The 12,492-nt window shown below is 60.9% G+C and carries 10 protein-coding genes; 3 read left to right on the top strand and 7 right to left on the bottom strand.

Annotation, left to right across the window (positions count from 1 at the left end; all coding sequences use genetic code 11):
- Positions 1–85: 85 nt before the first annotated feature.
- Together ACLNEE_RS05005 and ACLNEE_RS05010 are read left to right on the top strand one after the other, a co-directional pair.
- Positions 86–1,315 (top strand): cation:proton antiporter, encoded by a 1,230-nt coding sequence (locus tag ACLNEE_RS05005; protein WP_411423592.1) that lies wholly within the window; start codon positions 86–88, stop codon positions 1,313–1,315.
- A gap of 172 nt (positions 1,316–1,487) precedes the next feature.
- Positions 1,488–3,071, top strand: coding sequence for an alpha/beta hydrolase family protein (locus ACLNEE_RS05010; RefSeq protein ID WP_411423591.1), 1,584 nt, complete (start codon positions 1,488–1,490; stop codon positions 3,069–3,071).
- Positions 3,072–3,098: 27 nt separating this feature from the next.
- Here ACLNEE_RS05010 and ACLNEE_RS05015 read toward each other — a convergent pair whose 3' ends face one another.
- The 5 genes from ACLNEE_RS05015 to ACLNEE_RS05035 form a co-directional block, all read right to left on the bottom strand.
- Positions 3,099–4,742, bottom strand: coding sequence for an amidohydrolase family protein (locus ACLNEE_RS05015; RefSeq protein WP_412006845.1), 1,644 nt, complete (start codon positions 4,740–4,742; stop codon positions 3,099–3,101).
- Positions 4,743–4,911: 169 nt separating this feature from the next.
- A complete protein-coding gene (locus ACLNEE_RS05020; RefSeq protein ID WP_412006846.1) occupies positions 4,912–5,970 on the bottom strand; it encodes a hypothetical protein in 1,059 nt (352 codons plus the stop codon).
- Between the two features lie 397 nt (positions 5,971–6,367).
- Entirely contained in the window at positions 6,368–7,762 is a 1,395-nt protein-coding gene (locus ACLNEE_RS05025; protein WP_412006847.1) for a DUF1254 domain-containing protein, read from the bottom strand.
- A 490-nt stretch (positions 7,763–8,252) separates the two neighbouring features.
- A complete protein-coding gene (locus ACLNEE_RS05030) occupies positions 8,253–9,068 on the bottom strand; it encodes a DUF2092 domain-containing protein (RefSeq protein WP_411423587.1) in 816 nt (271 codons plus the stop codon).
- Between the two features lie 217 nt (positions 9,069–9,285).
- Positions 9,286–10,242 (bottom strand): DUF1214 domain-containing protein, encoded by a 957-nt coding sequence (locus ACLNEE_RS05035; protein ID WP_411423586.1) that lies wholly within the window; start codon positions 10,240–10,242, stop codon positions 9,286–9,288.
- Between the two features lie 487 nt (positions 10,243–10,729).
- Here ACLNEE_RS05035 and ACLNEE_RS05040 point away from each other — a divergent pair, with 487 nt between their 5' ends.
- Positions 10,730–11,782, top strand: a complete 1,053-nt coding sequence (locus ACLNEE_RS05040) for an AraC family transcriptional regulator (RefSeq protein WP_411423585.1) — start codon at positions 10,730–10,732, stop codon at positions 11,780–11,782.
- Between the two features lie 101 nt (positions 11,783–11,883).
- Here the strand turns inward: ACLNEE_RS05040 and ACLNEE_RS05045 are convergent, their stop codons facing one another.
- Entirely contained in the window at positions 11,884–12,069 is a 186-nt protein-coding gene (locus tag ACLNEE_RS05045; protein ID WP_412006848.1) for a type II toxin-antitoxin system VapC family toxin, read from the bottom strand.
- Between the two features lie 32 nt (positions 12,070–12,101).
- The gene (locus tag ACLNEE_RS05050) at positions 12,102–12,272 is read right to left on the bottom strand and encodes a type II toxin-antitoxin system VapC family toxin (protein ID WP_412006849.1); all 171 of its coding nucleotides are present in this window, start codon (positions 12,270–12,272) and stop codon (positions 12,102–12,104) included.
- Positions 12,273–12,492 lie beyond the last annotated feature (220 nt).

Here is a 12,492-nt window from a genome sequence, read left to right on the forward strand (position 1 = left end):
GAGAGGGACCCAAGCTTGTGGCGTGTCATGGAGCGCTGGCAGGTTCTGACCATCGCCCTAGTTTGGTGACTTCAGACGGAAGACGATGATCCAGGGCTATCTGCAGTGGGCTGTCCTGGCCATCGCGGTGCTCGGCTACGCCTTGTTGTCCGGGCGCCTCGGCAAAACGCCGCTTTCGGGTTCTCTGGTGTTTCTGGTGGCGGGCTGGCTGCTCGGCCCTGATGTCCTGGGCTGGTTGAACATCCAGGTGGAGTCGGAAAACCTGCGCACGATCACCGAATTCACCCTCGCCCTGATTCTGTTCACCGACGCCGCCAACGCCCAGCTGTCCGTGTTGCGCGACCTGCGTCTCCCGGTGCGGTTGCTGGGCCTGGGGCTGCCGCTCTCGATCGTGCTGGGAGCGTTGCTGGCGGGCCTGATCTTTCCGGCCTTCACGCCTCTGGAGGCGTGCCTGCTGGGGGTGTGCCTGGCCCCCACCGATGCGGCTCTGGGGCAGCCGGTGGTGACCAATCCAAGGGTTCCTCCGCGCATCCGGGAGGATCTGAGCGTCGAGAGCGGGCTCAACGACGGAATCTGTGTTCCGTTCCTGTTGTTTCTGCTCAGCCTGGCTGCCGGGCAGGGAGCTGCGAATGCTGGCGCTGCGAAAGCTGGCATGGGTCAGCTGGGCACCTTCTTCGTCGGAGAGATCGGCGGCGGCGTGCTGGTGGGTGTGGCGGTGTGCCTGCTGGGCTGCGCCGCTCGCGACGCCTGCAGCCGCCGGGGATGGATCGCGCCGGACTGGCGGCCCGTGCTGGCGGTGGCCATGGCCATGGTGTGCTTCACCCTGGCCCAGCTGATCGGCGGCAGTGGCTTCATCGCCTGCTTCTGCGGCGGCCTGCTGTTTGGCGGCCTGACCCCTCGCGACAAGGAGGAGGAGCTGGTGGTGGCGGAGGGCACCGGTGACGTGCTCTCGGTGACCACCTGGCTGATCTTCGGCGCGGCGGTCTTCGGCCGCGCTCTTGAGGCGCTCACGCCCGCCAACCTCCTGTACGCCGTGCTGAGCCTCACGCTCGTGCGGATGCTGCCGGTCGCCGTGGCCACCCTGGGGCTCAAGCTCCACCGCGCCACCACCCTGTTCGTGGGCTGGTTCGGCCCCCGCGGCCTGGCCAGCATCGTGTTTGCGGTGATCCTCTTGGACGCCGGCCTGCCCCACGGCAACGCTCTCGCCGACGTGATCGCCATCACCGTCACCCTGAGCGTGCTGGCCCATGGCCTCAGCGCTCAGGGTCTGGCCGAGCGCTATGGGCGCATGGTCGCGGCCCGAACCCCGAGCTGACCGGTCTCCCCGGGGAGGCCCATCCCGTGGGCGCGTGACGCCTTGGCGCGCCAGGTCCCTTGGCTATGGATCGGACGATCGATGCCGGGCACGATGGTGAGCATGCATCTCCGAGGGGCTGCCCCTGGCGGCCGCTCTCCCCGCCTCAACCCGCTGCAGACCCGCCCGTTCCATGGCCCATCCCACCTGGCTGACACCCCGCCTGCCCCGATGGAACCGCCCCCTGTTGCCGCAGATCCTCGCGGTGCTGGCGACGGCGGGGGGCGTTGCGGCTGGCCAGCCTGCCGTCGCGCTGGAGGAGCTGGAGCTGCGCCTGCCCCTGGTCAACACCCCCCTGGTGGTGAAGCTCGCCGAGCTGGGCAACGGACAGAGCCTTCTGGCCGGCTCGAGTGATCTGGCCGAACTCGACCGGGCAACCGATGGGGCGATCGGCAGGATGGTCCTGCAGCTGTTCAACCATCCGATCGCCCTGCCCTCGGGAGTGTCCCGTGGATTGGCGGGGGCCGTGGGTTCCCCTCTGCTGCACGAGGCCCTCCTGGCCACCACCGCCCTGGTGAAGATCGATGGGATTCCCACCGACCTCAGCGGCGAGGCGCTTTCGGAGGCCCTGAGCACCAGCGAGCAGGAGGGGTCTGTGACCCTGCTCAACCTGCTCCGTGCCATGCCGGGCACCAGGGCGTCGGTGGATCTGGGCCGGGCGGCTTTCGTGCTGAACCGCCTGCAGCGGCAGCAGCAGCCCGCCGCCGACCTGCTGGCCCGCCGCCAGCGGGTGGCGGCCGATCCCGAAGCCAACCGCATCGGCCCCTATGCCGTGAACCGCCGCCAGCTTCAGCTGGCTGTGCGCCACCGCAGCCAACCCCTCCGAGGGGTGGCGCTGCTTCCCCAGGGCAAGCTGCCGATCGGCCTGGTGGTGATCTCCCACGGGCTCTGGGATGCTCCGGTGAACTTCGAGGGCTGGGGCCAGCATCTGGCCAGCCATGGCTACGCCGTGCTGCTGCCTGAGCATCCCGGCAGCGACAGCGCCCAACAGGCGGCCATGCTCTCCGGCGCCATCCCCCCGCCGGCCCCGGAGGAGCTGGGGCTGCGTCCCCTGGACATCAGCGCCCTGCTCGATGCGGTGGCCGAAGACCGCCTCGGTCTCGGGGCCCTGCCTTCGGAGCGGACCGTGGTGCTCGGCCATTCCTGGGGCGCGATCACGGCCATGCAGCTGGCCGGTCTGAAGCCCAGTGCCGGCCGGTTGCAGCGCCATTGCGGCAACCTCGATGACCCCGAACTCAATGTGAGCTGGATCCTGCAGTGCAGCTTCCTGCAGACCGCCAACGAGGCCGCGGTGGCCGATCAGCGCGTGCGCGGTGTGGTGGCCGTGAGCCCCCCCCTGCGTCTGCTGTTCGAGCATGGGGCGTCCGAGAGCATGCACGCCCGGGCCGTGGTGGTGAGCGGCTCGAAGGACTGGGTGGTGCCCTTCGGCCCCGAAGCGCTTCACCCCTTTCTGGCGGTGAGCGAGATCCGCGGGCACCAGCTGGTGCTCGCCGATGGCGGCACCCACTTCAACCTGCGGCCTGGAGCGGCTGCCGATGAGGCGGTGCTGCGGGCCCTGATGCTCACCTGGGTGCGGCAGGTGCTGGCGGCTGGTGACACCGCTCGCCCAGCCACGGGAGCCCCTCCCCTGTTGCCGCCCAGCGGATGGGGGGATCCCGATCGGCCCCTGATCGAAGCCACACCGGCACGCACCGCGGCCGCGCCAGGCCAGCCGTGATGGGAGCAATCCAGCTCTGGGCCGATCTCAGTGGAGGTGGTTGGGCTCCAGGCCACCGAAGTCGACAGGGGCCACGAGAAAGTCGTTCTTCCACCTGTCGACAGACAGGGGTCTGAAGCGTGGCTTCGCCTCGACGGGAAAACGGATCGGCTGGCCGGGATTGACATCCTGGAGCACCCTGGAATCTCTCACGACCACCGTGCCGTTGACGATCACGAAGGGGATGCCCGTGGTCGGCAGGGTGCCTTTGGCATAGGTGGAATTCTCCCTGACCGTGCTGGGATCCAGGATCGTGATGTCGGCCACCATGCCCTTCTGGAGGCGGCCCCGCACCTTCATGGCCTCCAGCCCGGTCTTGCCGAGATAGTTGGCAGGGTTGTAACTGGAGGCCGCCAGGATCTGCATCAGCGGAATCTTCTGCTCGCGGGCAATCCGCAGGCAGGTGCCGTGCGTTCCTGATAAACGCGGGTGGGTGTTGGGGATCTTTTCGTAGGGTGTGTCCCACGCGGGTGGATCATTCCATCCGCCCGGCATCATCATGGCATCACTGGCGATCACCACGCCTGGCAGCCTGCACCAGTCGGGGATGTCATCCGGTGGCATCTTGTAGAGCACCACCTGGGTGGCAGGCGCTGCGGCGAGCACCTTGCGGTATTTCTCCAGGGTGTAGAACTCGCCGCTCTGGGGATCCTGCATGGTCTTCTCGTAGGTATTCCCAAGTTTCTCCACCCAGTTCTCCGGCTTGATGAAGGCCGCATTGATGGTGGTGGAACCGGCTGCATAGGGATAGATCTCACCCCACACGTTGTGGCCACGGGCCCGCAGGTCGACCAGCAACTCCTGCACCACCTGCCAGCCAGGATTGTTGAAGTGGTTGATCACCGCCGGTGCGCCCAGCGCCACGGCGTTGGCCAGGATTTCCTGGGCCCCGTTCGGCTCGGTGGTCACGGTTCCGGGCGTGTAGCGCAGATGCACGGAGGTGGGCCGGCCGTAGTTGGCGCCGACGCGCTGCACTTCGAACATCTCGCGCGCGGTCGCCCCGGGGAGATAGCCCAGCGTGGAGGCCACGCCCAGGGCCCCCTGCCGCAGCCCCTCATCGATGATGGAGAGCATCCGGTTGCCTTCCTCGAGGGTGGCCACCTTCTCGAACCAGGCTGTGCCGGAGGCGCGACCTTTGACGACGGAGTAGGGAGCATCCAGAAGATCGGCGTCGGGCAGGTTCTGCATCACCTTGGTGCGGGCAAACTCATGCCCCGAGGAGGTGCCGTAATTCACCTGGCTCTGTCCGGCGTGCATCCCGTACCACTCGTCCACCCGGGGGCCGTACACCCCGGCCTCCAGATCCATCGCCGTGGTGACGCCGTCGCGCAGCGCCAGCTTGTAGCCGATCGGGCGCGTCCAGTGGAAATGGGTGTCGATGAAGCCGGGGGCCACCACCAGGCCCGTGGCATCGATGCTGTCGCGGCCGTCGAGGCGCTCCGGGGTGATGGCCACGATCCGGCCAGCCTCGATGCCCACGTTGGCGATCCTGTCGTAGCGGGTCTCGGGGTCCATCACCCGGCCGTTGCGGATCACCAGGTCGTAGGTCTGGGCAAGCGCGGTCTGGCCAAACGCCGATGCCGAGAGGCTGAACCAGGCGGCCACGATGGCCAGCATTGTTCTCGCTGCCATCATCGCAACCCTCCTGGTCTTGTGTTTCCGCTGCACCCGCGAGAGGTGCACCCGCGAGAGCTGATCATCACGGGGACTCCTCAAGCCTGGACGCAGCGGTTCCACCACCACGCCAGTGGTTCAAGAGTCTTATCCAACGGCCATCCTTCTGTGGCGCTGGATCCTGACCTCAGCCCCCCTTCTTCGGAAACAGCAACTTGAAGGTCACGCGCGCCGTGAAGTCGCCGAAGCCGGAAGGCTTGGCCACATTGCCGTAGCCCTCCAGCGCCACACTCATCGGCTGGCCGCCCACCGTGAAGATCCGGCCCACACCTCCGCCGAGGGGCACGGTCCACTGGTCGCGGGCGCGCTCCCAGTTGGCGGTGATCACCGGCGAGCTGGTGAGATACCAGCCACCCGGAAGGTTGTAGTTGAGGAAGGGCTGCACCAGAAAGGAACTCACCGATCCACGGTCACCCTCCCCGGCGAACGACCAGATCTGGCTCACCAGCCCACCCGCCACCCAGGGGCCCCGGGTGTAGACAGCCACGGCCGCGGGGCCGGCGGACCATTTCCCGGTACCCAGCACGTCGTTGGTGGCGGTGGGCAGGAGAACGGTTGGCCCGACGCCGACCGTCCAGGGGCCCTTGGTGCTGGGCACGACGAAGAAGGTGGGGTTGATGTCCCCCAGGCCCCACACCTGCCCCTGGCGCACCGTGGGCTTACTGACCACCGGCACGATCGTGCGGGTCACGAGGGTGAGGTCATCGCTGAGTTTGATCGGGATGACCGGCTGGATGTTGAGAACGTTGAGGGTTTCGTCGTCGTAATTGCGCAGATCCTTCCGCAGCTGGCGCAGCTTCTGGGGATCGAGGCTGCGCTGGAGTTTCCTGAGTTGCTCCGCATCAAAGTTGAAGACGTCATCCAGGCCGCCGTTGGACACATCGAACACGCCGGGCGGGTTCAGGCCGAAGGTCGTGTTGTTCTGAAAGGGAACACTGATCAGATCAGCAATCGGGTTCTGAGACGACGCCGCCAGCGACTCGGTTTCCGCTTCGCTGCTCACTTCGTTGGATCTCGGCGCTGTGGGAGGCGGCCCGCCAGCCTCAGGGCTGGGCTGCTCCGCCGGCGCCGCTGGGCCGCCGTCGGGCTCGCCCATCCCATCGGCAAGCATCGGGTCGGCAAGCACCGGGACTGCTGCGAGCGGCAGGGCGGTCAGGGCGAGCAGCCAGTGCAGACAGTGCGGCATGGGAGTGATGCTGTGAACGTACAGATGGTGTTGCGAACCCCCTCATTGGGGACTCCATGGCTCAGGGGCTGTTCGCCCATGAGCTGCGCTGCGCACCACGCAGGGGCTCCAGATTGCGGCGAAGCAGGGCTAGACAATCACGATCGGGCCAGCTGAGGCTGGAACGGCTGGACGGTGGCGTACCCGGACCGGTCAGCGAATCCCACGATCCCACAATCGCCGATCCCAAAGTCAGAGCCCAGGGGTGCTCTGCATAATGACTTGTCCGCAGAAATGCTTGTGGTGGTGATGGAGCTGGTGGCATCTCAGGCCGTGCTTTGAGGAGTGCGGTTGGACATGAGCGAGTCGCCCTCGCCCTATCGTTGACTGAGTCAGGGTCAGCATGAACAGATGTGAGTTACCATTCAGTCCTTTCGAAATCAGGGAGCACCCACGCACCACTAAAGTGCTCCTTCTTTGGTCCGTAGAGACGGAAATAACTGAACCAGCCCCGGCCGGGGACAGTCTCAACCCAGTTCTCCTCCTTACCAGCTGGGGGCTCCGGGCCAACAAAAAGATCGACGCAGCCATCCTCGTTGATCTTCAGGTCCATGCGCGAGGAACGGTCCGCCTGCTGGGTGGGATTCTCGATCAGGCAGCGACTGCCGACGTCGTAGACAGTCATGGACCAAAACTGTTCTACTGGGACATTTTCGGGCACCCTGAGCCGATAGAAGTGCGACCCATCTAGCCAGTCTCCGTTGTTGTCCTTGTAGGTCCCGAGATAGACTTGCCCAACGCCCGGCGTCCTAGTCACCATCCCTGAGGATGTTGTCACGGCCTCATAAAACCAGGCCGCCCGTCCGTCAAGTTGGTCATAGAATTGCGCCCGTTGGGAGGGATCGATGACGAGTGCAAAATGCCAGTGGGTTCCAACTGCATAGTGGGCGGCCTCAAGCCGCTTCTCGAAATCATTGGCCTTTGCCATCGCTTCACCAACCAAGGCCGCGTCGGTGAGTAGGTTGGTTTGGCGCTCGTTCGGATCGAACGGCCTGCCCTTCTCAATACCCAAGGGCTTAAGCATGGCCATGAAAAAACGATCGCGCTCATGGACTGGCTCCCGCTGGATAATCGCATGCAGGCTTCTCCAATAGTCGAGCCCTCTTGGGGAAGTCTGATTCCAGCGTATTCCCGAGATATCAACGATCCTCTTCCTAGGCGGGTTGTCGCTCTGTGCCAGCGGGTAGATCTCCAGCATCTCGAGCAATTCCATCGCCTTAACGGGATCCCTCGCCAGGACACGGAAACCCCAGAAGACATTATTCGTCTTGGATTCAACCAGGTATCCCCCCTCTGGAGCCACGGCGTTCTGTCCGGGCCCAGCAATCACATAGATACCGCCCTGGCCTTCATCAGGCCCTGTTTGCCCCATATCAATCAAAGGTCGCTGCCACATGTCGTCGGCGAATCCTGCCACCGGGCCGGCAGGCATCTTGACGACCATTGGTCCAGTTTCCACGAGATTGAAGAAACTGATGATATAGGGCGTCGTGGCGTTTGCCGTGAGAATTCCGAGCTTGGCAAGATAGTTGTCGTAAACCACGACATCACCCGAGCTGGCCTTGAAGGTCACCTCATGAGCCATCTGCCATTGCGCAAAAGAGACGATTGGTATGCTCCATAGGTAGGCCTGACACGCCCGCTGGAAATCAATCGTATCGAAGAGCAGGCCAATCGATTCCCTTGATGGATAGCCGTTTATGAAGTCAGGTGTAAAGGAGAGCTTGCCAATCGGTGTATCAATCGTGGCCATCTGGGTCGGCTTCATGATTCGTCTCTCGTGAAAAACTCCGGGTCGTCAGGGAAGTGGATGCCGCTTCGCTTGGTGTGGATTCTGCTGGGCGCTGGCGGAGGGAGACAGCCAGCAGGCGTATGGTCATGTGGACAATGACGAACGAGCGCCGATTCCGCGGAAACAGCACCAATGCAGCAGCTTGCAAGCCTCTCAGCTGATATCCCTTGGACAGCCTCCGATCAGCAGTCGTAAATGCCCGCCGCGCAGCGTCGTACGGTACGGCGACCCACACCAGCCACGCTCACGGGTGTGAGTGGCCGCCCCACGCGCGCCATCGCCGGCGGGACAAAGCTGTCCAAGATGCCAGCGGATAAGCCCTGTAGCAGACCTGTGCTGGCAAGGCCTGCGGTGGCCAAAACGATGGCTACAGTTTTGAAAGTTGTCATTGCTTGCATGTTGGCCATAGCCGTGTTGGTAGAAATGACTACAAGTCTGTCGAGGAATTGAATCAAAGCTGGTAGTGACTGGGTAGTTCACCCATGTCCTTCATCTTCTTGAGATCATCGAAGGTTATTTTTCTGGCCCCATCCGGTGGTACAAAGCTGAAGTCTTGACCCACCGCAGCAGCGCCTGTCTGCCAGTCACTCACCTGAACCGTGTACTGGGGAGAACCGGAAATGAGTTTGGATGTGATCTGATAGCGACAGGGGAAAGGGCGATCACCTTGAGCGATCCAGATCTGGAAATCAACATCCTTCTTGCGAAAGGCAAGATGATCACATTCAACCCCACCGATCACCCCACTGCCGAGATCTTTGACGTCGATGACACCGTCGGTGAGTTCCTCATAGGCCTGTGGAAGGAGTAGATCGGCCGCAGGCAAGGGCCTGCGGTATTTGTCCTTGAGTTCGTCAACGAGAGTCTCTATCGATCCATTGATCGGAACCTGCATATAGACATTGCGGCCTTTGCCCAGCAGGGTAAATGTTTTCCCGTCGAACACGGACTCCGTGTTGATGAAACCATTTGAGCGTGTAGCTCGGATGCTGCCGGGACGAGCCAGGGAGACCGTACCAGAGCTGGCCAGGTTGAGTCTCTGTTTGTCGTTGGTGATGATTTCGAGGTCGGTATCGTAACGGAATGAGATGGCCTGTTGGGCTGCCATGTACCTGGTCATGCTCTTGAGCAGTGTCATTGCCTCGGCTTCTCCAGCCATTGCCCTTGATGACAACCCTGTGCAGCCAATCAGCACGCCGATACCGACGGCGGCTCTTCTCCGAAGGCCAGAGCCAAAGCCGCTGGCCTTGAACAAATCTGAAGCCACGCTAAAAAACCTCCTTCCTGGATACGGGTAGACATTGGGCGAGAAGGCCCCTGCACGCTCATACCAAGGCTTCCTGATTGGGTCAGCCTCGCATCGCCAGGGAACCCTTAACAGATTGAAAGAAGAGCCTTCTCAGGGGGAAGCCCTACCCCCAGCCTTGACAATCCGTGTCTGCATTGAAGATGAACTTGTCGTATTGCCGTTTTGAAGCCAGCCACTAATGAAGTGGTTGAGGCGTCGGAGCCACCCAATCCCCCTCGATGATCTCCGTGCCCGGAAGGTAAAGACGGATAATATAATTCCAGCCTTCACTGATCGGAAGATAGTTGGGTGAGCCTGGATCTCCGCCGAAGTGAATGGTTACCCCACCATCTTCATTTTTTCTTCCAGTAACGTTATTCACTGAGTATGCGTTGAGTTCGTTTGGAGTGAAAAAGCCCTCTTTGTTATAGACAGTTACCGACCAGAAGCCTTCCACTGGAATATCATTGGGAAAAGTGACCGTATAGGCTGTCTTCCCATCATTCATCTCCGGAAAAACATTAATGTACTTTGCGCCGCGGGGTGGATTGCCGCCCCAGCCGAAGGAGCTTGCCATCAGATGCGTAATGGGATCAACCTGCCCCCTCTTCCCGAAACCGTCGGAGAAGTCAGGCAGCTTGTCAGCCAGTGCGTTCAGCGCTTTGCGAGTTTGCTCAAACGATTCCATGTCCCAATCCGGTAACTCCAGCGTACCGGGAGAAGACTGCTTCACCTCAATGGCATCCTGGAGGGCGTGAGCAGCCTTCATGTCCTCGGGGTCATTGGGATCAGCGAATGTCCTGAAGAGCACCAGCACATAGCGAGTTCCAATGGAGTCCAGTGACAACGTGACTTCGCCACCTCCATGCTTGAGCACCGGATTGAAGTGATCCTGACAGATAATCAACAGAGATTGGAAGCGATCAGGCGATGCGGGCTTGGTGACGGTTACGGGCGTTGTGAGATCAAAAACGCCCATGGTGTACAGCGTGTCGCGGTTCCCACGGATTGTCGTCTGGTTTTGAACGGAATAGGGTTCTCTCATGTGAAACAGTCTGCCCACTCCCCCCGCCTTTTCTGCATAGCCCTTCATCTGGACATCGCTCTCGGCCCGGATGTAGTTCTTGACAGTTACGATCTGTTTTTTGGACATGGCTCTTGGTTTCTGTTGGTTTCTTTTTAAGGTCGTGTAGGATTGGGGCTGCCGTGCGCAACTACACTAGTAAATGTGCAATGTGCCCGAATGTACTCCAATGCCGACCGACAACTGGAGTCAACCCCACCCACAAGAGCTAGATCTCTTGACTTCTCAGTGTGCTCATCTATGGGTGTGTGGTCTTGGATGGATGCTCCATGGGAGTGAATGCTTCCTGCACTCTTCTACTTTTGAGGCAACCCCTCGCCGGATCTTGTGATTTCGCGCCAATTCTCCAAAGGAAACCGGAGTCGATGCCAGTCAGGCGGATGTCACTTTGCTTCCAGGCAACCCCCAAGCATCTGATCATGGAGGCCTCTGGCGAACACGATCACCACATCTTGATCTCAATTGCATATGAGACCGATTGCGGCCTCAACCAAAGCCAGGCAACTTCTGGACCCATTGACTCCGCCCTGCCACCAACATCTCCCTTTCGCTGCTGATGAAGCCCATCCCCCTGGTCCGAGTCAGTTCAGTGTTACCTTCCATTTTGTCTCTGCAAAGGGTGGGGGCACCCGTTCATCGATACTTGCGGCAAGCAAAGATCCCCGAGCAGGTCTTAGAGAGCACTGAACTAAGCATACCTCTACACACCGTTTTTAATTTCTATCGCATTTCTGCTCATGCCGAAGGCTTGGAGAGTCTAGGCTTGGCCTTTACCAGCTCTTACCATATCTCTAATCTCGGTGTAGTCGGCAAGATTCTGGGACAGGCACTTACCCTCTACGATGCACTTTGTCAGTTATGTAGTATTTCAAAAAAGGTTTCTACTGGACAGACATATTGGATTGTGGAACAGGCCCGGCAGATTTTGTTTTGTGAGCGATTCGATAAACTACCCTCGTCATGTGATGCTGGCGTATATGGGGCAACGCACTATGCGTTTGCTCTGATGCTCAATTATATTCGCAAGTTTCTGGGGGCTGACTGGGAGCCGCCGGACGTTTATGTGGCCACACCTCCGTTCAGGCACTTTCGCCAAGAATTTCAGCTTGAGGCTACCCGCATTCACTTTAACCACCCCCACCTTGCTATTTGTGTTCCTAGAAAGTTGATGGCGTTGGAGCCCTCTGCAAAGAGATTGCCCTTGCTCCAATTCGACAACCTTGATGTCTGGCGAGAAAGCACTCCCAAGCAGGATTTTGTCGGTTCCTTGGAGCAAACTCTTGCTACCCTATTTCTTGATGGCTACCCCTCAATAGAATTGACTGCAGAGGCTGTCGATCTCAGTGTCCGCACACTGCAGCGTAACTTATCCAAGCAGGGGCTGAGCTATTCTCGCCTGGTGGACAGGGTGCGATACCAGCAGGCAGTGTCATTCATGCAAAACCAGGATATTCCCTTGATTGAAGTGGCCTATTCTCTGGGATACTCTGATCCGGCTAACTTCTCTCATGCCTTCAAGCGGTGGACGGGGGTGGCTCCTCGACAGTATCGTCAACTTAATGCGTCTCATCCCCACGGAGGGGGTGATAGTCATCAACCCGTTTCATGAGCAAATCAGATCAGCTTTAAGCTTGTCGGCGGTAAGAAGGATGCTAACAGCGCCTGGGTAGGGTACTTAAAAGACTGCTTGACTGCCCATAGATCCCGGCTTCAGATGGCTGTCATCTCATCGGTGGAACGGAAGTCATCCCCCTTGAACAGCAACGGTGCCGACAGGGCCTTGGCCAGTCCGTAGCTGAAGCAGGCGCCGAAGTTGAGGCCAGCTGGATGGTTTTCCTTGCCATACCGGCGACATCCCTTGAGGGCCCACTCCACATGCAGGAGATCAAGCTCCATCGGGCGAATCGTGGCCCTGGTGAGCAGTAGATTCAGAGCGATCTCCCCGGGCTCGCCAAGCTGTCGATCGAGCACGATCCGTGTTTCGAAGAGGTTGCCGTGGAGATCAGCTTGTCTCCCGGTTCACTCAGGCTTCTGAGCAGAACCGTGGCCTCGGGTTCGCCCTTGAGGATGGCGATCAGGGCCGAGGTGTCGATCACCATCAGACGGGAAGCCGTCATCAGACCGGCAGACGATCAGGCCCGTAGAGCTCCTCCTGCAGTTGCGTGCTGACGCGACCATCAGGCCAGGACAAGTGCTGAACGCGGGAAGCAGGCCCAGGAGTTCCTCACGTTTCGCAGCGGCGGCCCTGGCCTCGGTCGCTTCACCGGTCGAAACCTGGCGGGCCTGGCCTTCGGATCGGGCTGGAGGGTGGAGGTGGCC

Origin of the sequence: Aphanothece stagnina RSMan2012 (genome assembly GCF_046764815.1) — a bacterium.
Lineage (GTDB): Bacteria > Cyanobacteriota > Cyanobacteriia > PCC-6307 > Cyanobiaceae > NIES-981.